General features: G+C 67.7%; 19 protein-coding genes. 17 read left to right on the forward strand and 2 right to left on the reverse strand.

Features of this window, described 5'->3' with window-relative positions; genetic code table 11:
- The first annotated feature begins 576 nt into the window (after nucleotides 1-576).
- From ACFSVL_RS42900 to ACFSVL_RS42935, 8 genes are all read left to right on the forward strand, one after another.
- A complete protein-coding gene (locus ACFSVL_RS42900) occupies nucleotides 577-1,236 on the forward strand; it encodes a GntR family transcriptional regulator (RefSeq protein ID WP_378313319.1) in 660 nt (219 codons plus the stop codon).
- Nucleotides 1,233-2,045: a carbon-nitrogen family hydrolase gene (locus tag ACFSVL_RS42905; RefSeq protein WP_378313321.1), complete on the forward strand. Its 813-nt coding sequence runs from the start codon at nucleotides 1,233-1,235 to the stop codon at nucleotides 2,043-2,045. Before ACFSVL_RS42900 ends, ACFSVL_RS42905 begins: the two co-directional genes overlap by 4 nt.
- Nucleotides 2,042-2,701 (forward strand): DUF2848 family protein, encoded by a 660-nt coding sequence (locus ACFSVL_RS42910; RefSeq protein WP_378313323.1) that lies wholly within the window; start codon nucleotides 2,042-2,044, stop codon nucleotides 2,699-2,701. Before ACFSVL_RS42905 ends, ACFSVL_RS42910 begins: the two co-directional genes overlap by 4 nt.
- Nucleotides 2,701-4,161, forward strand: coding sequence for a 4-hydroxyphenylacetate 3-hydroxylase family protein (locus ACFSVL_RS42915; protein ID WP_378313324.1), 1,461 nt, complete (start codon nucleotides 2,701-2,703; stop codon nucleotides 4,159-4,161). The genes ACFSVL_RS42910 and ACFSVL_RS42915 overlap by 1 nt, the downstream gene beginning before the upstream one ends.
- The gene (locus ACFSVL_RS42920; protein ID WP_378313326.1) at nucleotides 4,158-4,502 is read left to right on the forward strand and encodes a cupin domain-containing protein; all 345 of its coding nucleotides are present in this window, start codon (nucleotides 4,158-4,160) and stop codon (nucleotides 4,500-4,502) included. The genes ACFSVL_RS42915 and ACFSVL_RS42920 overlap by 4 nt, the downstream gene beginning before the upstream one ends.
- Before the next feature lie 60 nt (nucleotides 4,503-4,562).
- Nucleotides 4,563-5,081: a flavin reductase family protein gene (locus tag ACFSVL_RS42925; protein WP_378313328.1), complete on the forward strand. Its 519-nt coding sequence runs from the start codon at nucleotides 4,563-4,565 to the stop codon at nucleotides 5,079-5,081.
- Nucleotides 5,082-5,188: 107 nt separating this feature from the next.
- A complete protein-coding gene (locus tag ACFSVL_RS42930; RefSeq protein ID WP_378313330.1) occupies nucleotides 5,189-6,526 on the forward strand; it encodes an MFS transporter in 1,338 nt (445 codons plus the stop codon).
- Nucleotides 6,510-7,253, forward strand: a complete 744-nt coding sequence (locus ACFSVL_RS42935) for a cysteine hydrolase family protein (RefSeq protein WP_378313332.1) — start codon at nucleotides 6,510-6,512, stop codon at nucleotides 7,251-7,253. Before ACFSVL_RS42930 ends, ACFSVL_RS42935 begins: the two co-directional genes overlap by 17 nt.
- Here ACFSVL_RS42935 and ACFSVL_RS42940 read toward each other — a convergent pair.
- Both ACFSVL_RS42940 and ACFSVL_RS42945 read right to left on the reverse strand, forming a co-directional pair.
- Entirely contained in the window at nucleotides 7,237-8,217 is a 981-nt protein-coding gene (locus ACFSVL_RS42940; protein WP_378313334.1) for a 5-oxoprolinase subunit C family protein, read from the reverse strand. The genes ACFSVL_RS42935 and ACFSVL_RS42940 overlap by 17 nt on opposite strands.
- The gene (locus ACFSVL_RS42945) at nucleotides 8,214-9,167 is read right to left on the reverse strand and encodes a 5-oxoprolinase subunit B family protein (RefSeq protein WP_378313336.1); all 954 of its coding nucleotides are present in this window, start codon (nucleotides 9,165-9,167) and stop codon (nucleotides 8,214-8,216) included. Before ACFSVL_RS42945 ends, ACFSVL_RS42940 begins: the two co-directional genes overlap by 4 nt.
- 181 nt (nucleotides 9,168-9,348) lie before the next feature.
- Here ACFSVL_RS42945 and ACFSVL_RS42950 point away from each other — a divergent pair, with 181 nt between their 5' ends.
- From ACFSVL_RS42950 to pxpA, 9 genes are all read left to right on the forward strand, one after another.
- Nucleotides 9,349-10,872, forward strand: a complete 1,524-nt coding sequence (locus ACFSVL_RS42950; RefSeq protein ID WP_378313338.1) for a PucR family transcriptional regulator — start codon at nucleotides 9,349-9,351, stop codon at nucleotides 10,870-10,872.
- 675 nt (nucleotides 10,873-11,547) lie between these two features.
- Entirely contained in the window at nucleotides 11,548-12,255 is a 708-nt protein-coding gene (locus ACFSVL_RS42955; protein WP_378313340.1) for a hypothetical protein, read from the forward strand.
- A gap of 21 nt (nucleotides 12,256-12,276) precedes the next feature.
- On the forward strand, nucleotides 12,277-13,773 hold the full coding sequence (locus ACFSVL_RS42960; RefSeq protein ID WP_378313342.1) for a YHS domain-containing protein: 1,497 nt from the start codon (nucleotides 12,277-12,279) through the stop codon (nucleotides 13,771-13,773).
- Between the two features lie 11 nt (nucleotides 13,774-13,784).
- The gene (locus ACFSVL_RS42965; protein WP_378313344.1) at nucleotides 13,785-14,039 is read left to right on the forward strand and encodes a toluene-4-monooxygenase system B family protein; all 255 of its coding nucleotides are present in this window, start codon (nucleotides 13,785-13,787) and stop codon (nucleotides 14,037-14,039) included.
- A 10-nt stretch (nucleotides 14,040-14,049) separates the two neighbouring features.
- Complete coding sequence (locus tag ACFSVL_RS42970) at nucleotides 14,050-14,385, forward strand: MmoB/DmpM family protein (protein ID WP_378313346.1); 336 nt, start codon at nucleotides 14,050-14,052, stop codon at nucleotides 14,383-14,385.
- Nucleotides 14,382-15,368 carry a toluene monooxygenase gene (locus ACFSVL_RS42975; protein ID WP_378313348.1) on the forward strand — a complete coding sequence of 329 codons (987 nt, stop codon included), beginning with the start codon at nucleotides 14,382-14,384 and terminating at the stop codon, nucleotides 15,366-15,368. The genes ACFSVL_RS42970 and ACFSVL_RS42975 overlap by 4 nt, the downstream gene beginning before the upstream one ends.
- Before the next feature lie 7 nt (nucleotides 15,369-15,375).
- On the forward strand, nucleotides 15,376-16,386 hold the full coding sequence (locus ACFSVL_RS42980) for a 2Fe-2S iron-sulfur cluster-binding protein (protein WP_378313350.1): 1,011 nt from the start codon (nucleotides 15,376-15,378) through the stop codon (nucleotides 16,384-16,386).
- A 15-nt stretch (nucleotides 16,387-16,401) separates the two neighbouring features.
- Nucleotides 16,402-16,737, forward strand: a complete 336-nt coding sequence (locus ACFSVL_RS42985) for a Rieske 2Fe-2S domain-containing protein (RefSeq protein ID WP_378313352.1) — start codon at nucleotides 16,402-16,404, stop codon at nucleotides 16,735-16,737.
- A 33-nt stretch (nucleotides 16,738-16,770) separates the two neighbouring features.
- Entirely contained in the window at nucleotides 16,771-17,493 is a 723-nt protein-coding gene (gene pxpA / locus ACFSVL_RS42990) for a 5-oxoprolinase subunit PxpA (RefSeq protein WP_378313354.1), read from the forward strand.
- Nucleotides 17,494-17,501: the final 8 nt, after the last annotated feature.

The raw sequence follows: 17,501 nt of genomic DNA on the forward strand, positions 1-17,501 counted from the left end.
CGCCAACAGCCACCACATCCAAGCCTGCCAAACAGACCCGAACACAACCCATTAGGACTCCTTGGGGGAATCAGATTCCCTCAAGGAGCCCTTCACGGACATCTGCGGGGCGGCCCTCCTCGCCCCGGCGCCGCGCACGGCACTGCTGAAACAACCCCAATGTGGCGTTGGGTGCGCTCAACGCACCGAACGCCACATTGGGTGCGTTGAGTGAGCCAGCGGCGCGCAGCGTCTCCGTTGAGGGCGGCGGCGGGGGCATGGATGGAGCACCCAATGCCGCATTGGGGTGCTCCGGCGCCATGGCGGGCGGGAGTGTCGGCCGGTTCGCGGCTGATGGGTTTCTGCCGGAGTGCGAACCCTCTGAGCGAGTCTTGGCCAGGTCGTCCGCAACGGGCTCCACGGCACGCTCCGCGTACAAGAGGGCGACTTGGCCCCGAGCCAGTCCGCAACGGGCTCCACGGAGCGACTCGGCCCCGAGTCAGCCCGAACCGGGTCGGCAAACCCGGCCGCACCAGCCGTCCAACCTCGGGAAACGACCCTTGCCCGGCTGCCATGCGTGATGTATACATCTTGTCCATGAGCAGTGTACGACAGGCTGGGCGGGCCGGGTCCGCGCAGGACGTCACCTATCGGTTCCTCAAGCAGCGGATCGCCGAGCTGCCCCGGGACGGCGGGACCTTCCTCACCGAATCGGAGGTCGCCGAGGCGGCCGGGACGTCCCGTACTCCGGTGCGGGAGGCCCTGCTGCGGCTCGAGGCCGAGGGGTTTCTCGAGATCGTGCCGAAGAAGGGCGCGTTCGTGCCGCCGATCTCCGACGCCGAGGTGCGGGCGGTGATGGAGGCGCGCGAGCTGGTCGAGGACTGGTGTGTCCGCAAGCTCGCCGAGCGCGTCGACGAGGCCTTCCTCGCCGAGCTGGACGAGATCCTCGCGAAGCAGCGCGAGGTGGTGGACGAGCCGGTGCGGTTCATCGAGTTCGACCGGGCGTTCCATCGGGCGATCGTGCGGCGGGCGGGGAATCCGGTGCTGGCGGAGTTCTACGAATCGTTGCGGGACCGGCAGGTCCGGATGGGGCTGCGCGCGGTTGCCGGCAGCGACACCCGCGCCGAGACGGTGCTGGCGGAGCACGCGGCGATCGTCGAGGCGGTTCGGGGCGGCGAGCCGGCTGCGGCTGGGGAGGCGTTGGCGAAGCACTTGTCCAGCACGATGACGGCGTTGCGCGTCGGGGAGCGGCTGTGAAGGTCGCGCTGGTGCAGCTGGCCAGCCCGCCCGAGGAGACGGCTGCCGACCGCCGGGTGCGGGCCGGGCAGCTGGTGGAGTCGGCGCGCGGGGCGGACCTGGTGGTGCTGCCGGAGTTGTGGGCCGCGGGGTACTTCTCGTTCGACGCGTATCCGGACGAGGCTGAATCCCTGGACGGGCCGACGGTCGCGGCGGGGCGGGAGTGGGCGCGCAGCCTGGGTGCGTATGTGCATCTCGGCAGCTTGGTCGAGCGGGACGCGGCCGGACGGTTGTTCAACACCGCGGTGCTGCTCGCGCCGGACGGCACGATCGCGCATACCTATCGCAAGGTGCACGTTTTCGGCTATGCCTCGCGCGAGGCGGAATTGCTCACGCCGGGGGACACGCTCAGCGTCGCGGAAACGGAACTCGGGCCGATCGGGGCGACGACCTGTTACGACCTGCGGTTTCCCGAGCTGTGGCGCGGGCTGGTGGATCGCGGCGCGAAGACGGTCGTGGTCCCGGCCGCGTGGCCGGCGGCGCGGCGCGAGCACTGGCGGATGTTCACCTCGTGCCGGGCGGTGGAAGAGCAGGTCGTGGTGCTCGCGGTGAACGCCGCCGGAACACAGCACGGCGGGGTCGAATTGGCCGGCGCCAGCCGGATTGTCGATCCGTGGGGCACGGTGCTCGCCGAGGCCGGAACCGGCGAGGAAGTGCTGCGCTGCGAAGTAGACCAATCCATTGTGGACACAGTGCGGGCGGAGTTCCCGGTGCTGGCCGACCGGCGGTGGCCGGTGTCCACAACAGACTGCACGGGAGCGGGAGTATGAACACGATTGCCCTGCACGTCGCGGGAACCGGGGAGGAACTGGCGTTCGCCCCGGCGCGGCTGGTGGTGGCCGGGTACACCGGAAGCGACGAGGCCGCGGTCGAGGAGCACATCGCCGAACTGGCGGCGATCGGCGTGCCGCGGCCGGAATCGGTGCCCGCGTTCTACCGCCTGGAGCCGGAACTGCTGACGACGGAGCCGGTGGTCGGGGTGAGCGCGCCCGGGACGTCCGGCGAGGTCGAGCCGGTGCTGATCCGGCATCAGGGAAGGTATTTCCTCGGGGTCGGGTCCGATCACACGGACCGCGATCTGGAGCGCGACGGCGTGGCACTGTCCAAAGCGGCCTGTCCGAAGCCGCTCGGGGAGGTGGTCGCCGAGCTCGGGACTGAAGTGTCCATTCCGGACTGGGACCACGTGGTCGCGGATTCCAGTGTGGACGGATGCCCGTATCAGAAGGGGGAGCTGGCCGCGCTGCGGCATCCGGCGGAGCTGCTGGAGCGGCTCGGTCCGGTGGACGGAGATTTCGCGCTGTACTGCGGCACACTGCCGCTGCTCGGCGGCGAGTTCACCTACGGCGCGTATTGGCGCGTCCACCTGGAACTGCCCGGCGGACCGACCCTGACCCACGCGTACGAAACGAAACAGAGGAGCGAGTGATGCGCAGCGGAGCCGACTATCTGGCCGCACTGAAGGGCCCCCGGCGGATCTACCTCGACGGCGCGCCGGTCGAGGACGTCGCCCACCACCCGGCGTTCGCGCCGATCGCGAAGACCATCGCGGAGCTGTTCGACCTCGCGGCCGACCCCGAGTCCGGCATCTCGGTGACCGACCCGGCGACCGGGTCCACGGTGAACCGGCTGTTCACGCCGCCGCGCAGCCGGGAAGACCTGAAGGCCTACCGCGAGGCGGCAACAACCTGGGCACGGCACACGCACGGCTGGGTCGGCCGCAGCCCGGACCACGTCGGCGCGTTCGTCGCGGCGTTTTCCGCGCACCCAGAGGCGTTTTCGCAAGGAGAGCGGGACTTTTCCGCCAACGTCGCGGCGTACCACAAGCGCGTGCTGGAAGAGAACCTGTACGTCTCCTACGCGATCATTCCGCCGCAGGTTTCGCGGGCGACGACTGCGCATGCCTGGGAAGGCGACTTGATCCAGGCGGGCGTCGCGGAGGAGCGCGAGGACGGCATCGTGATCCGCGGCGCGCAGATGCTCGCGACCGGCGGCGCGGTGGCCGACGAGATTTTCGTTTCCTGCATCAAGCCGCTCGGACCGGAGGACGCGGATTTCGCGCTCGGATTCGCGGTTCCCGTGGACGCGGAAGGGCTTAAGCTTTACTGCCGCCGTCCGTACGCGCCGGCCGCGACGAGCGAATACGACTACCCGCTCACCTCGCGCTACGACGAAACCGACGCGCTGGTGGTGTTCGACGACGTCTTCATTCCGTGGGACCGGGTGTTCGTCTACCGCGATGTCGCCGGATTGCGGCGGCAGTTCTTCGACACCGGCGCGCACGTGTTCGGCAACTGGCAGGCGCAGATCCGGTTCATGGTGAAGACGCAGTTCATCGCCGGGCTCGCGCGGAAGGTCGCCGCCGTCAACGGGGTCGACAAATTCCCCGGCGTGGTCGAGAAGCTCGGCGAGCTGGCGAGTCTCGCGTCCATTGTGGAATCGGCGGTGCTGGCCGCGGAATACACCGCGGAGCCGGACGAGAACGGCATGTGGCGGCCGGGTTCCCGGGCCGTGTACGGCGCGATGGGGCTGCAGGCCGAGCTGTACCCGCGGCTGCTGGCGATCCTGCGCGATCTGGTCGGCGGCGGGGTGCTGCAGGTACCGTCCAGCGTCGCGGACCTGACCAACCCGGAGACCCGCGCCGACATCGACAAGTACATCTACAGCCCGTCCGCGCCCGCCGAGGAGCGGGTGAAACTGTTCAAGCTCGCCTGGGACGTCGTCGGCAGCGAATTCGCCGGACGGCACCACCAATACGAGATGTTCTACGCCGGCGCGCCGTTCGTGGTGAAGGGCTACGCCTTCCGCAATTACGGTTTCGACGCCGCGCTCGGCGACATCGACGCCTTCCTGTCCAGCTACGACCTCGACGGAGCTGTTGCCCGATGAGCAAACCGGAACACGAATTCTTCCCGGTCTCCGACGTCGCCTTCACCGTGTGTCCCGGCGACGACCCGAAGATCACCGAGCGGATTCTCGCCAAGGACCCGGAAAGCGGCGTCGCGACGCGGATCCTGCGGTACGAGCCGGGTGCCGATTCGACGCCGATGGGCGTGCAGAAGCACGATTTCTGGGAGGAGGTCTACATTCTCGAGGGCTCGTTCACCGACCTCACGCTCGGCCGGACGTTCACCGCGGGGATGTACGCCTGCCGTCCGCCGGGCATGCCGCACGGCCCGTGGCGGACCGACGAGGGGGTCGTCACGTTCGAGGTCCGCTATTCCTCGTGAGTGTCTATCCCGGTTCTAACCGCGATAGACACTCACGAGGGCCTTCGCAAGGAGAACGCCATGATCACCACTTCGTCGACGGTCGACCCGATGGCGATGCGCCGCACGATGGGGCGGTTCGCCACCGGGGTCGCGGTGGTCACCACCCGGGCGGCGGGGGTGCCGCACGGGATGACCGTCAACTCGCTGACGTCGGTTTCGCTGGAGCCGCCGCTGCTGCTGGTGTGCCTGACGACCGGCGCGCGCAGCACCGACGCGGTCGTCGACGCGGGCCGGTTCGCGGTCAACATCCTGTCCGCGCGGCAGGAACAGCTCGCGCTCCGCTTCGCCCGCCGCGGCGAGGACCACTTCTCCGGGCTGGAGGTGACCGAAGGCCGCCACCGCGTTCCGGTGATCCCGGACGCCTTCGCGCACCTCGAATGCGACGTCGAGCGGCATCTCGTCGCCGGCGACCACGTGGTCGTGTTCGGGCACGTGCGCAGCGTGTGCGAGCGCGACGGCGAACCGCTGGCCTTCCACGGGGGACGGTTCGCGGACCTCGCCGACCGGGCCAACGAGCCCGTGCACTGGTTCTTCTGAGGTCTTCCCAGGGGGGAACACGCCTCGGTGGCTGCGCCAACAGCCACCGAGGCTTCCGGCACCAGCACTGCATCCGCGTCACGGACCCTCCGACTACAGGAGCCGAAATGGCTGATACCTCTCGCGAACGTAACAGAAAACACCCGCACACGCGGCTGGGGGTGGTGGCGGCGTCGAGCCTCGCCGGCACCGCCGTCGAATGGTACGACTTCTTTCTGTACGGCACCGCGTCCACTTTGGTCTTCAACAAACTGTATTTCCCTTCGCATGACCCGTTGGTCGGCACGGTGCTGGCTTTCGCCACGTACGCGGTGGGATTCCTCGCGCGGCCGCTCGGCGCGGTGGTGCTCGGCCACCTCGGCGACCGCAAAGGACGGCGGTCGACGCTGATCGCCAGTCTGCTGTTGATGGGCGCTTCGACGTTCTTGATCGCGCTTTTGCCCACTTACGAAGCGGTCGGCGTTCTCGCGCCGTTGCTGCTCGTCGTGTGCCGGTTGGTGCAAGGCTTCGCGCTCGGCGGCGAGTGGGGCGGGGCAGTGCTGCTGGTGTCCGAACACGGCGGCAGCGCGCGGCGGGCGTTCTGGTCCTCGTGGCCGAATGTCGGGCCGCCGCTGGGGAATCTGCTCGCCGCCGGGGTGCTGGCGGTGCTCGGCTCGGTGATGCCGTCAGCGCAGTTCCTGTCGTGGGGCTGGCGGATCGCGTTCGGACTGTCCGCGATCCTGGTGCTGATCGGCTTGTGGCTTCGGCTTTATGTCGCGGAAACTCCGTTGTTCAAGGAAGCACCGAAGCCCAAGGGTCTGCCTGCCGGAGTGGTGGTCCGCAAACATTGGCGCAGTGTGCTGCTCGCCGCCGCGACGCGTTTCGGGGAGAACGCCGGGTTCTATCTGTTCTCGTTGTTCGTGATCACCTATGTCACGACTGTGCTCAAAATGGACAGTTCGGTCGGGTTGACTGCGGTACTGGTCGGGCAGGCGTGCGCGGTGGTGACGATCCCGCTGTTCGCCCTGCTGGCCGACCGGGTCGGGCGGCGGCCGATCTATGTAATCGCCTCGGTGGCGACGATCGTGTGGGCGTTTGTGTTTTTCGCGCTGGTCGATACGCGCAATCCCGGATTGATCATGGTAGCGGTGGCCGGCGGGCTGCTGATCTTCGCCGCTTACAGTTCGGTGATCGGGGCGTTCTTCGCCGAGCTTTTCCCGACTGAGGTGCGGTATTCCGGGGTGTCGCTGGCCTACAACCTGGCGTCGGTGCTGGCCGGTTCGCTCGCGCCGATCATCGCGATCGGGTTGTACGCGAAGTTCGGCACCGGGTACGCGATCGGCGTTTATCTGGCGGTGATGGGCTTGATTTCGCTGGTGGCCTCGTTGATTTCGAAGGAGACGAAGTCGGTGGACCTGGCTGGGAACGCAGCGGAGAAGGAGGAAGTTCGTGCACCCGTTGAATGAGTATCTGAACGCTTACGGCCGCGGCGAGGAGGACCTTCTCGACGGCGAGCGGGAGCAGATCGCCGCCGCGGACGCGGACTACGACACGGACAAGCACTGGGCGTTCGAGATCAAGCCCGAGGAATGCGCGCTGATCGTGGTGGACCTCCAGGAGGATTTCGTCGGCCCGGACGGGCCGATGCGGGTGCCGGAGGCGTACCGGCAGCTGCCCCGGGTACAAGCGCTGATCGAGGCGTGCCGGGCGGCCGGGGTGCCGGTGCTGTACACCGAGCACACGATCGCCCCGGATGTCGCGCACGATTTCCCGGCTTTCTGGCCGCCGATCGCGAACGGCGCGATCGCGGAGGGAACGCCTGGAGCCAAGCTGTACCACGGGCTGAAGCCACGGGACGACGAGCGCGTGATTTCCGCGAAGCACACATACGATTCCTTTGCGGGTACGGATCTTGACTACGCGTTGCGGTGCCAAGGAGTCCGGACGTTGATCGTGTGCGGGACGCTCACTAATTTCTGTTGCGAATCCACTGCCCGAACCGGGTACTTCCTCGGTTATCACATCGTGTTCGGCTCGGACGTCAATGCGACCGACAATGCCGAAGCGCAGCGCGCCACCCTCCGCACGATGCGGCGCGGTTTCGGCCGGGTCATGGATCATCAGGCGATCATGGCCGCGCTGAGCGAAGGGGACACCCTGCACCGCGAAGCGAAACTCAAGACAGCGCCTTGATGTCCAGCAGCTGATTGACATGCGCGGTGAGCGCCGCCGCCTGGCCGAGGTCGATTTCCCGGAACGTCACGGTGTCCCGGCCCGGGCGGAGCTGCCCGACCTTCCACAGCGACGCCGACGCGACGGTGGCGATCACCGCGAAGCCGCCGGAGGTGTTGCTGTCCGGGCCGAGCACGGTGAGCACGTCGCCGTACGCGAGGATGCCGCCGGGCGGATAGCTGGAGTCCAGGATGTTCGACGGGTGCCCGCCCGCCACGTCGCCGGACGGGCGGGCCCAGCGGAAGCGGTGCGGGTTGAACCGGATGCCGACCCGGTCCGAACTCAGGTCGCAGCGCCACGACGCGGCGAGGAAGTCGGAGAAATCCGCCGCGGTCAGGAAATCGGGATCGGCGTGCGGGCCGCGGAGAATTTCGATTTCCCAGGCGGCGGGGTACGTCGGGCGCAGGGAAACCGGGAGGCGGCGCGGCCGGGAAGGAGAAGACGGGAAGGTGTCGAGAATGTCCGCGCGCTCCAGTGCGCGGCCGTCGAGGCCGCCGATTCCGGCGAGCAGGAATGTCGAGCGCGAACCGAATACTTCCGGCACCGCGATGCCTCCGGACAGCGCCAGGTACAGCCGGTGCCCGGGCCCGCGCAGCACCTCGCACGCCAGGACGTCGCCGGTTTCCACCGGAACCGATTCCCATTGCGGGACCGGCGATCCGTTCAGGGTGACCGAGGTTTCCGGGCCGGTGACGGCGATCCGGCCGGGGGCGAGGACGCCCGCTTGGAAACGGCCGAGCGGGATTTCCAGCGCGGCCGCGCCGGGGCGGTTGCCGACCAGCAGATTCGCGAGACGGAAAGCGAGCGAATCGACCGGTCCGGAAGGGAAGAAACCCAATGACTGCCTGCCGCGCCGGCCCGGAAAGTCCTGCACGGTCGTCTGCAGCCCGGGTTCCAGCACTTCCAGTGCCGCGGTCTGATTCACGGGATTTTCACCAGTTCCTGCGCGGCGGCGCGGTCCGCGCGGCGTTTGGCCGCCTCGGTCGCGACAGCCGGATCGGCTTGCACGGCGAGATGGTCGGCGACAGCGTACCGGCCGGGTTCGATGTCGTAGTCGTAGCGGCCCTCGAACACCTGCCTGCGCAGTTCGATCAATTCCGCCTCTTCGACGCGGTAGAAGGAAATCCGGTCGCCGGGATGGATCACGATGGGGTCCGCCCGGTGCGCGCGCGGGCGGCGGACGAGGTCGCAGATCGGCAGCGTACGGCCGAAAAGCTGGTACGAGCCCGGCGATTCGATCGGATGGATCACGAGGCACGGGCCGCCGAACGCGACCGCGCCTTCGGGAGTCCAGGACCGTGCCGGATTGTATTTCGGGGCGACCAGTTCGGAACGCGGGTCGAGGGGAAGCAGCGACGGCAGCCCAGGGTAGAAACCGGTGAACGCGTTCCACCACTCGGATTCCAGGATCCGCGAATACAGCGCCTCGCGGTTCGGCAGGCCGTTCGAGCGCACGAGATAGTCGACGTTGTTGCCGTCGACGGCGTTCGGCGCGTCCGGGCGCGTGGTGATCTGGTAGCGCTCCACGGCTTCCCGCGACGTCGAATCGTCGAACGCGATCGGGAGTTTCACCCGCCTGCTCGGCAGCACCAGCGAACCGGGCTCGGGGATGTCCCGGTGCAGCCGGTCGAGCGCGGCGATGACCGCGTCGTGCTGAATCGTTTCCGGGTCGTAGTGCACCAGCAGCGAACGCAGTCCCGGCGCGACTTCCAGGATGCCGCGCACCGGATTCTCGTCCAGATGCCGGGCCGAGGCGTGCGCGAAGAAATTGAGCCCGAGGTCGACCGGCAGCGGCGGCCCGTACTCGACGAGCAGCGCGCGATCGCCCGCGGTCCGGTACGTGACGTCCGGCCGGGACGGGGCGGGTGCGGGCATCGAGATCTCTTTCCGTTGTGCCGCCGGACATCCGCGGGCGGAGTGGTCCGATGGGGACGGTTTCTACCCATCGGGGCCGGGGTTTGTCCAGCGCCTTGGTTCGTCCGGGTGGAGATCGCCCGGCGGCGGACCGGAGTCGCGGTTAGACTTCCGGCCGCCGGATCCGTCCCCGGGAGACACCATGCCGCTTACGGTCCAGATGCTGCTCGAACGCGGCGAACACGGTCTCGCGCTCGCTGCGGAGGGTGCGCCCGGCGCGCTCGACCGGGCGGTCACCTGGGCGCTGATCAGCGAACTGCCCGATCCGTCGCCGTATCTCGAAGGCGGCGAACTCGTGCTCACCACCGGGTCTCGGCTCGCGCTGGGGGAGGCGGCCAGCCGCGAGTACGTCGACCGGCTCGTGGCGGGCGGTGCGGTGGCGCTGGGGTTCGGGGCCAGTTCGTTTTATCAGAACGTGCCGGGGCCGCTGGTCGAGGCTGCCAGCGAGGCGGGGCTGCCGGTGCTGGCGATTCCGGCGACGACGCGCTTCGCCGCGTTGAGCCGACTTGTCGCCGGGCACCTGTCGGACGAGCGGCAGCGGGAGCTGAATTACGCGGTTTCGGCGCAGCGGGATTTGACGCGGGCTTCGTTGTCGCCGTACTCGGCGCGGGCGATCGCCGAGCGGCTGGCGAAAGCGGTGCGGGGATGGACGTTGCTGCTGGACGCCGGGGGCGGGTATCGGGCGGGGGTGCCGGCGGCGCGGATGCATGTGGCGCGGGTGCGGATCGAGTTGCCCCGGCTGCGGGACCGGGCCAATTCGGCGAGTTTGAGCATGACTATCGCGGGGGAGTCGGTCGTGGTGCTGCCGTTGGCGGTGCGCGGGCGGGTGCAGGGGTTTTTGGTGGTGGGGCGGTCTACTCCGCTTACTACTGCTGAGCAGGCGATTGTTACTACCGCGGTGTCGTTGTTGTGCGCGGAGTTGCATAGCGCGCGCGGGGTGCTGGACAGCGAGCGGCGGCATCGGCTGGCGGTGTTCAAGGCCGCGGTGGGCGGGGATGTCGGGCTGGCTACGTCTATTGGGGAGGCGTTGGATACCGACTTTCCGGAAGGGGATTTGCGGGTCGCGATTCTGGGGGTTCCGTCGGGGCATGAGCGGGAGTTGCTTGAGCATGCCGAGGGGGATCACGGGTTGCGGAGTTTGCGGGCGTTGGTGGCGGAGTGGGAGCGAGGGCGGGTGGTGGTGCTGATGCCGCCTGCCGAGGGGGATACGCGGACGTTGGAAGCCTTGTTGCGGCGGATTCCGTTGGCTCGGGGGGCGGTTAGCGATCCGACTTCGCCTGGGGAGTTGGCGGTTGCTTGGGAGCAGGTGCGGTCGGTGTTTACCAGTTCGCCGGGGGATGCGGGGGTGCTGACTTGTGCGGGGGATGTGGCTACTAGTGGGTTGATGCGGTTTTTGGATAATGACGAGGTGCGAGGGTGGGCTCGGGCGTTGCTGGAGCCGGTTACGGACAAGACTGGGTCGGCGAAGATCGATTTGCGGCATACGCTGCGGACGTTCTTGGCGCATAACGGGCAGTCGGATGCTTCGGCTACGGCGTTGGGGATTCACCGGCATACGTTGCGGTATCGGATGGGGAAGGTGGCGGAGGCATTGGGGAGGGAGGTGGACGACCCGGCTGTGCGGGCGGAGTTGTGGATCGCGTTGCAGTTGGATGATCAGTTGTGAGGTCGGGGCTCGTCGCCTGGCGGCGACATTGCGCCCTGTCTGGTTGAGAGGCACCCCGAAGCCAATTGTGATGACGGACGGCGGGTGCTTGTCAAGGCGGGAAAGATGCCTTGACAAGCACCCGCCGTCCGCATGTGGGCTTCGTATCGGGGTGCGGGGGAGTGTGGGTGCTTTGGTGGGGCGGGTGCGTTGGCGGCGGTTTGGTGAGGGGTGGGGCTAGCGCCCCAATGTGGCATTGGGTGCGTCTGACGCAACGAATGCCACATTGGGTGCGTGGGATGCACCGAATGCCACATTGGGGCGCTTCGGCGGGCGGGTGCGGTCCGTGAAGGACTCCTTGAGGGAATCTGGGTCTGTGAAGGTGGCCCTCACGGACCGTTGGGCGCGGGGAGGGCTGTGAGGGGAACCCTGAGGGAATCAGAGTCCGTGAAGGTGGCCCTCACGGCGGCGGGGCTCCTTGACGGATTCAGACGGTGACGGGGAGATCATTACCGGCGGCGACAGAAGGGTGCTGACCTGCGTTGATGTGGGTGGGTGCTCCGGTTTGGCATCTCTGGCGGGGTTGTTGTCCAACTTGCGCACTACCTGCTCCGGGGTGCGTCGCGCAGTCTTTGGGGCAACCGCTCCGGGGTGTGCTGGGGCGGGGAAGTTCAACGGTGAACTGGAGGCACCCCTATGGGCACGTCGCTGCATCCGCCGCAGCTGGTGACCGGGTCTCGGACTCTCTACCTGGTGTGGGTACCCGAGGATCCGGACGCTGTCGCCGATCTGGTGCCGGCGGGACTTACGCCGGCTGCTGATCGCTCGTGCTACATCAACCAGTATGTGGTCGAGGGGGACGCGCAGACGTCGGCCAGCGACGGGGACGACGCGTTCGGCGCATACTCCCTGACCTATCTCGGCGTGAATCTGTCCGGCTTGGACACTGAGGCGGGCGTTCCGGGGCGGTGGTGGACCGATTACCACAACAGCTCCGAGCCGATGATTCGTTATGCCCGGGAGCACGGTGTTCCGGCCGGTGCACCGGGGGAGACGACGCTTGATCTCGACGGGGATCGGCTGGTCGCAACGACGGTCGTCGAGGGGCGGCCCATTATCCGGACTACCGCGCGTCTCACGATCGGCACGCCGCAGCGGGTTACCGGGCAGTTGCGGTACATCACCAGTCGTGGTGGTGAGTTTGTCAGCGGGCGGTATGCCTACGTTGCTGACATCGCGGAGGAATTCGCGGTCGAATCCTTCGAGTTTCTCGACAAGGAACACCCTGCCTACCGGTTGCGGCCTGCCCATCCTTTGCAGGTGACATTCGGGTTCTACGCCCCGGCCATGTCCTTCGTCTACCCCGGCGGCGAAGGGCCGCTGGGTTCCGAGCACGGCAGCTAAAAACCACAAGGAGCACCCGCAATGGCTCTGCTGGACCGAGCACAGTGGTACGACATCGCTCGCGACACTCAATGGACTCCGCGTTACGTCAGCGAAGCGGAGTTGTTCCCGCCGGAGTTGTCCGGCGGCGAGGGGTTGCCCGACGAGGTGTGGGCGACTTATGACGAGCCGTACAAGGTGAGTTATCGCGAATACGTCGACATTCAGCGGCAGAAGGATGCCGGGGCGTATTCGGTGAAGGCGGCGCTGGAGCGTGCCGATCTCTACAATAAGGCCGATCCGGGCTGGATTTCCATTCTCAAGGAGCACTACGCGGCGGTCGCGCTCGTGGAGTACGGGGCGTCGTTCCAGGAGTCGCGGTTCGTGCGGTGGTCGAAGGCCCCTGGCATGCGCAACATGGCGACGTTCGGGATGCTGGACGAGATCCGGCACGGCCAGATCCAGTTGTACTTCCCGCACGAGTACGTGAACAAGGACCGCCAGTTCGAGTGGTCGCACGCGGCGATGTTCACCGACAACTGGGTCACGCTCGGCGCGCGGCACTTCTTCGACGACGTGATGATGACCCGCGACGCCGTCTCGACCTCGATTTTCGCGAACTTCTCCTTCGAGACCGGTTTCACGAACCTGCAGTTCATCGGGCTTTCCGGCGACGCCGCGAAAGCCGGCGACTTCACGTTCTCCAAGCTGATCCAGAGCATCCAGTCCGACGAGGCCCGGCACGCGCAGCTCGGCACGCCGCTGCTGCAGATGCTGATCGAGAATGGCCAGAAGGACGAGGCGCAGAAGAAGATCGACATCGCGTTCTGGCGGTCCTACCGGCTGTTCACCATTCTGTCCGGGATTCCGATGGACTACTACGTCCCGCTGGACGTGCGCGAGGCGTCCTTCAAGGAATTCATGGAGGAGTGGATCGTCACCCAGTTCATGCGCTCGCTGGAGGACCTCGGGCTTTCCAAACCGTGGTACTGGGACATTTTCCTGCGCGACATCTCCGAGCACCACCACGGCCAGCACCTCGGCACCTACTCGTGGCGGCCGACGCTGTGGTGGGACCCGGCGGCGGGCGTCAGCCCGGAGGAGCGCGACTGGCTGGAGGAGAAGTACCCCGGCTGGAACGGCACCTTCGGCAAGGTGTGGGACGTCCTGATCGACAACTTCGCCAACGACCGTCCGGAAAAGACGGTGCCGGGCACGCTGCCGATCATCTGCAACGTCTCGCAGCTGCCGATCGTCGGCACGCCTTCCCAGACGCTGCGCGACATCTCGCTGGTCCACGAAGGACGGCGCTACCACTTCGCGTCCGAAGTGGACAAGTGGATCTTCGAGGACGACCCGGAGCGCTACCGGCACCACAAGAACCTGGTCGACCGGTTCCTCGGCGGCGAGATCCAGCCCGCGGACCTCGGCGGCGTCCTGGAGTACATGGGGCTCGGCTCGGTCGGCCCCGGCGGCGACGACGCGCACGGCTTCTCCTGGGTCGACACCTACCGCAAGCAACTCGTCAAGGCCGGCTGAAAGGAACGCTGATGGCCACCATTCCGCTCGCCGTGCACTTCGACGGCGACTTCGTGCTCAAGCTGCTCCCCGCGGACAGCGAGCACACGATGGACGAACTCGCCGCCGCGGCGGCCGGGAACTCGGTCGGCGTCCACGTGCCCGACCAGCCCGGCCGGACTCTGCGGGTGCGCCGCCAGGGCGACGCGCAGCCGTTCGAGCGCGCCAGCACCGTCGCGGCGGCCGGCCTCGGGCCGACCGAATGCGTCGAAGTCTATTTCGAGTGAGGAGGACCGGATGAGCAGCACCGAACCCAGCGCCGAGCCCATCGCCGACCCGGTCGGCCCGGTTCTCCAGGTCGGCGAGGTGGCGCGCGCCGTCGCCGACGCCGCCGTGACCGACAATCCCGGCCGCCGGGTGGACATCCGCGACCGCGGCTCGTACGTGCGGGTCGAGGTCGAGGGCGGCGAATGCGTCCTGCGCCGCGAGACCATCGCCGAGGAACTCGGCCGCCCGTTCAAGATGTCCGAACTGGAACTGATCATGCCCTCGTTCGTCGGGCGGATCGAGACCGGCGGCGACGTCTTCCGCTTCTACCTGGGCACTTCCGCCCGCAAGGAGGCCCTGTCGTGAGCACCCCGCTCAAGCCGCTCAAGACCTGGGGGCACCTCGCCGCCCGCCGGCGCAAGCCGAGCGAGTACGAGATCGTCTCCACCAACCTGCTGTGGCACACCCGCGACCCGGAACAGCCGTGGGACGTCGGGCACACCGGCTTCATGGCGGACTTCTACCGCCGCTACCGCAACCAGAGCCCGATCACGCATCCGGACTGGAACGCCTTCCGCGACCCGGACGAGCTGGTGTACCGCACGTACAACATCCTCCAGGACGGCCAGGAGTCCTATGTGGACGGCCTGCTCGACCAGCACGACGCCGAGGGCCACGACCGCGGTCTCTCGCCGGAGTGGGTCGCGATGCTGGCGCAGCTGTACACGCCGAGCCGGTACCTGCTGCACACCGTGCAGATGGCCAGCGCGTACCTCGTGCATATGGCCCCGGCCAGCACCATCGCCAACTGTGCGGCGTTCCAGGCGGCCGACTCGCTGCGCTGGCTGTCCAATGTGGCCTATCGAACCGCGGAGCTGCGCCAAGCCCATCCGACCGCCGGGTTCGGCGAGCGCGAACGCGAGCTGTGGGAGGAACTTCCTGCCTGGCAAGGCTTCCGTGAGCTGATGGAGCGGCAGCTGACCACTTTCGACTGGGCCGAGGCGTTCGTCGCGCTCAACGTGGTGGCCAAGCCCGCGCTCGACGAGATCGTGCTGCGCCAGCTCGGCGTGAGCGCCCGGCGGCACGGTGACGTGCTGCACGCATTGCTGGCCGAGTCGGCGCTGCGGGACAGCGAGCGTTCGCGCCGCTGGACCGAAGCGCTGGTCAAGCAGATGTCCGAAGTGGACTCGAATGTGCCGCGGCTGCGCGAGTGGGTCGCGAAGTGGCAGCCGCTCGCGGTCGCCGCGATCGAGGCGTACGGCGCGGAGGTGGCGGAAAACGCCGAAGCGGCGGAGAACGCGATCGGCGCGGTCCGGGCGTTCCAGCGGCAGCTCGGCATCGGAGGCTGAACCGGCCATGACGACCGAACACCAAGTCCTCCTGCGGGGGACCGGCGTTCGCTTTCCTTGCGCGGAGGGCGACACGCTGCTGCGTGCCGCCCTCCGCGCGGGGGTCGGCCTCAGCTACGAGTGCAACAGCGGAGCCTGCGGAAGCTGCCGGTACGAGCTGCTCGAAGGCGAGGTCCGCACGCGCTGGGCGGAGGCTTCCGGGCTCAGCGCCCGCGACCGGCGCAAGGGGCGGCGGCTGGCGTGCCAGAGCGAACCGGTCAGCGACTGCGCGGTCGACCTCGCTTCGGTGCCGGAACCCGCGCCGCACCGGCCGATCCGGCAGCGCGCGGAGCTGCGCGAGGTGCACCGGCTCACCCACGACATGGCCGAATTCGTGTTCACCGCGGAAAAGCACGCCGCGTTCAGCGCGGGACAGTACGCGATGCTCGGCTTCCCCAGCGGCATCGAACGCGCGTACTCGATGAGCAATCTCGGGAACTGCCAGCGGGAATGGAAATTCGTCGTCAAACGGTCGCCGGGCGGGAAAGCGACGTCGATCCTGTTCGACGGGCTGGACCTTGGCGAGACGATCGAACTGGACGGACCTTACGGCCAGGCGTACTACCGCGCCGGCGACGGCCGCGACATCGTTTGTGTCGCAGGAGGTTCCGGACTCGGTGCGATGGCGAGCGTCGTGCTCGGCGCGGCCGCTCAGGCCGACGCGGGCGAGCGAACTGTCCATTTGTTCTGCGGTGGCCGCGCAGAACGCGATTTGCACATTCCGGAAGCAATGGCGATGGCGCAACGCCGGCTGCGTGCCCTCCATGTCCACACTGCAGTGTCCGAACCGGACTCGGCGGATTCCGGGTCGCACCAAGGATTCGTGCACGAGGCCGTGGTCGCGAAACTGGGCGACACGCTGACTGACTTCACCTACTACGCCGCCGGGCCGCCCGCGATGACCGACGCGCTCGCCCGCGCGCTGGTGCTCGACGGCGGGCTGGCCGCCGACCGGCTCCATTTCGACCGGTTCAGCTGAGAAAGGAGCTTCCGCATGGGCTACGTGCGGGTGTGCAGCCTCGACGACGTCTGGGAAGGCGACATGGAGTCGTTCGAGGTGGGGGACAAGGAGGTGCTCATCGCCCACCTCGACGGCGGCGAGGTCGTCGCGACCCAGGCGATCTGCCCGCACCAGCAGGTCGAACTGGTCGAGGGCGAGCTGGACAAGAAGACCCTCATGTGCAAAAGCCACCTGTGGACGTTCGACCTCGCGACCTGCCAGGGCATCAACCCCGGCCACGCGCAGCTCGCGCGGTACCCGGTGCGGCTCGAGGGCGACGACGTCTACGTCGACCCCGACGGGGACACCCCGAAGATCGCGCATTCCTGACGGATTTCTGAGAAAAGACAAGGAACAGCACTCATGGTTGCCATCAACTGCGACATGGGCGAGGCCTACAGCATCTATCGCTGCGGGGACGACGAGGGCATCATGCCCTACATCACGGTCGCGAACGTCGCCTGCGGATACCACGCCGCCGACCCGGTCGTCATGCGGCGGACGGTCGCGCTGGCGCACGAGCATTCGGTGAAGGTGGGTGCTCATCCGTCGTTCCCAGACCGCGACGGGTTCGGCCGGCGGGAGCTGAAGATGGAGCCCGAAGAACTCACCGCCGCAGTCGTGTACCAGGTCGGTGCGCTGACTGGATTCCTGGCAGAGCACGGCATGCCGCTCAACCACATCAAGCCGCACGGCGCGCTGTACGGACTGGCCTCGCGGGACGAGACGGTCGCGCGGGCGATCGCCGAGGCGGCCGATGTGTTCGACGTGCCGTTGATGGGCATGGCGAATACCGTGCACGAAAAGGTGTGGGGCAAGCGAAGCCAGGGCTTCATCGCCGAGTACTACACCGATCTCGACTACCGCGCCGACGGTTCGCTCATCATCACCCGCGAGCACGTCGCTTATGACCCGGCGATCGCCGCCGAACGGTCGGTGCGGGCGGTGACCGAGGGGCTCGCGACCTCTGTGGACGGTCAGGACATCCCGATGCGCGCGGACTGCGTCTGCGTGCACTCGGACACTCCTGGCGCGGTGGATCTGGCAAAAAGCGTGCATGATGCGCTGACGCCCTACCTGACCTGAACTCCGAA

It is taken from the genome of Amycolatopsis silviterrae (genome assembly GCF_042684085.1).
Taxonomy (GTDB): domain Bacteria; phylum Actinomycetota; class Actinomycetes; order Mycobacteriales; family Pseudonocardiaceae; genus Amycolatopsis; species Amycolatopsis silviterrae.

What these genes read in the sequence shown, in the direction of transcription:
- ACFSVL_RS42900 (WP_378313319.1), top strand. Translation starts at nt 577, where the DNA reads ATGAGCAGTGTACGACAGGCTGGGCGGGCCGGGTCCGCGCAGGACGTC.
- ACFSVL_RS42910 (WP_378313323.1), top strand. Translation starts at nt 2,042, where the DNA reads ATGAACACGATTGCCCTGCACGTCGCGGGAACCGGGGAGGAACTGGCG.
- ACFSVL_RS42915 (WP_378313324.1), top strand. Translation starts at nt 2,701, where the DNA reads ATGCGCAGCGGAGCCGACTATCTGGCCGCACTGAAGGGCCCCCGGCGG.
- ACFSVL_RS42920 (WP_378313326.1), top strand. Translation starts at nt 4,158, where the DNA reads ATGAGCAAACCGGAACACGAATTCTTCCCGGTCTCCGACGTCGCCTTC.
- ACFSVL_RS42925 (WP_378313328.1), top strand. Translation starts at nt 4,563, where the DNA reads ATGATCACCACTTCGTCGACGGTCGACCCGATGGCGATGCGCCGCACG.
- ACFSVL_RS42930 (WP_378313330.1), top strand. Translation starts at nt 5,189, where the DNA reads ATGGCTGATACCTCTCGCGAACGTAACAGAAAACACCCGCACACGCGG.
- ACFSVL_RS42945 (WP_378313336.1), bottom strand. Translation starts at nt 9,167, where the DNA reads ATGCCCGCACCCGCCCCGTCCCGGCCGGACGTCACGTACCGGACCGCG.
- ACFSVL_RS42950 (WP_378313338.1), top strand. Translation starts at nt 9,349, where the DNA reads ATGCCGCTTACGGTCCAGATGCTGCTCGAACGCGGCGAACACGGTCTC.
- ACFSVL_RS42955 (WP_378313340.1), top strand. Translation starts at nt 11,548, where the DNA reads ATGGGCACGTCGCTGCATCCGCCGCAGCTGGTGACCGGGTCTCGGACT.
- ACFSVL_RS42960 (WP_378313342.1), top strand. Translation starts at nt 12,277, where the DNA reads ATGGCTCTGCTGGACCGAGCACAGTGGTACGACATCGCTCGCGACACT.
- ACFSVL_RS42965 (WP_378313344.1), top strand. Translation starts at nt 13,785, where the DNA reads ATGGCCACCATTCCGCTCGCCGTGCACTTCGACGGCGACTTCGTGCTC.
- ACFSVL_RS42970 (WP_378313346.1), top strand. Translation starts at nt 14,050, where the DNA reads ATGAGCAGCACCGAACCCAGCGCCGAGCCCATCGCCGACCCGGTCGGC.
- ACFSVL_RS42980 (WP_378313350.1), top strand. Translation starts at nt 15,376, where the DNA reads ATGACGACCGAACACCAAGTCCTCCTGCGGGGGACCGGCGTTCGCTTT.
- ACFSVL_RS42985 (WP_378313352.1), top strand. Translation starts at nt 16,402, where the DNA reads ATGGGCTACGTGCGGGTGTGCAGCCTCGACGACGTCTGGGAAGGCGAC.
- pxpA (WP_378313354.1), top strand. Translation starts at nt 16,771, where the DNA reads ATGGTTGCCATCAACTGCGACATGGGCGAGGCCTACAGCATCTATCGC.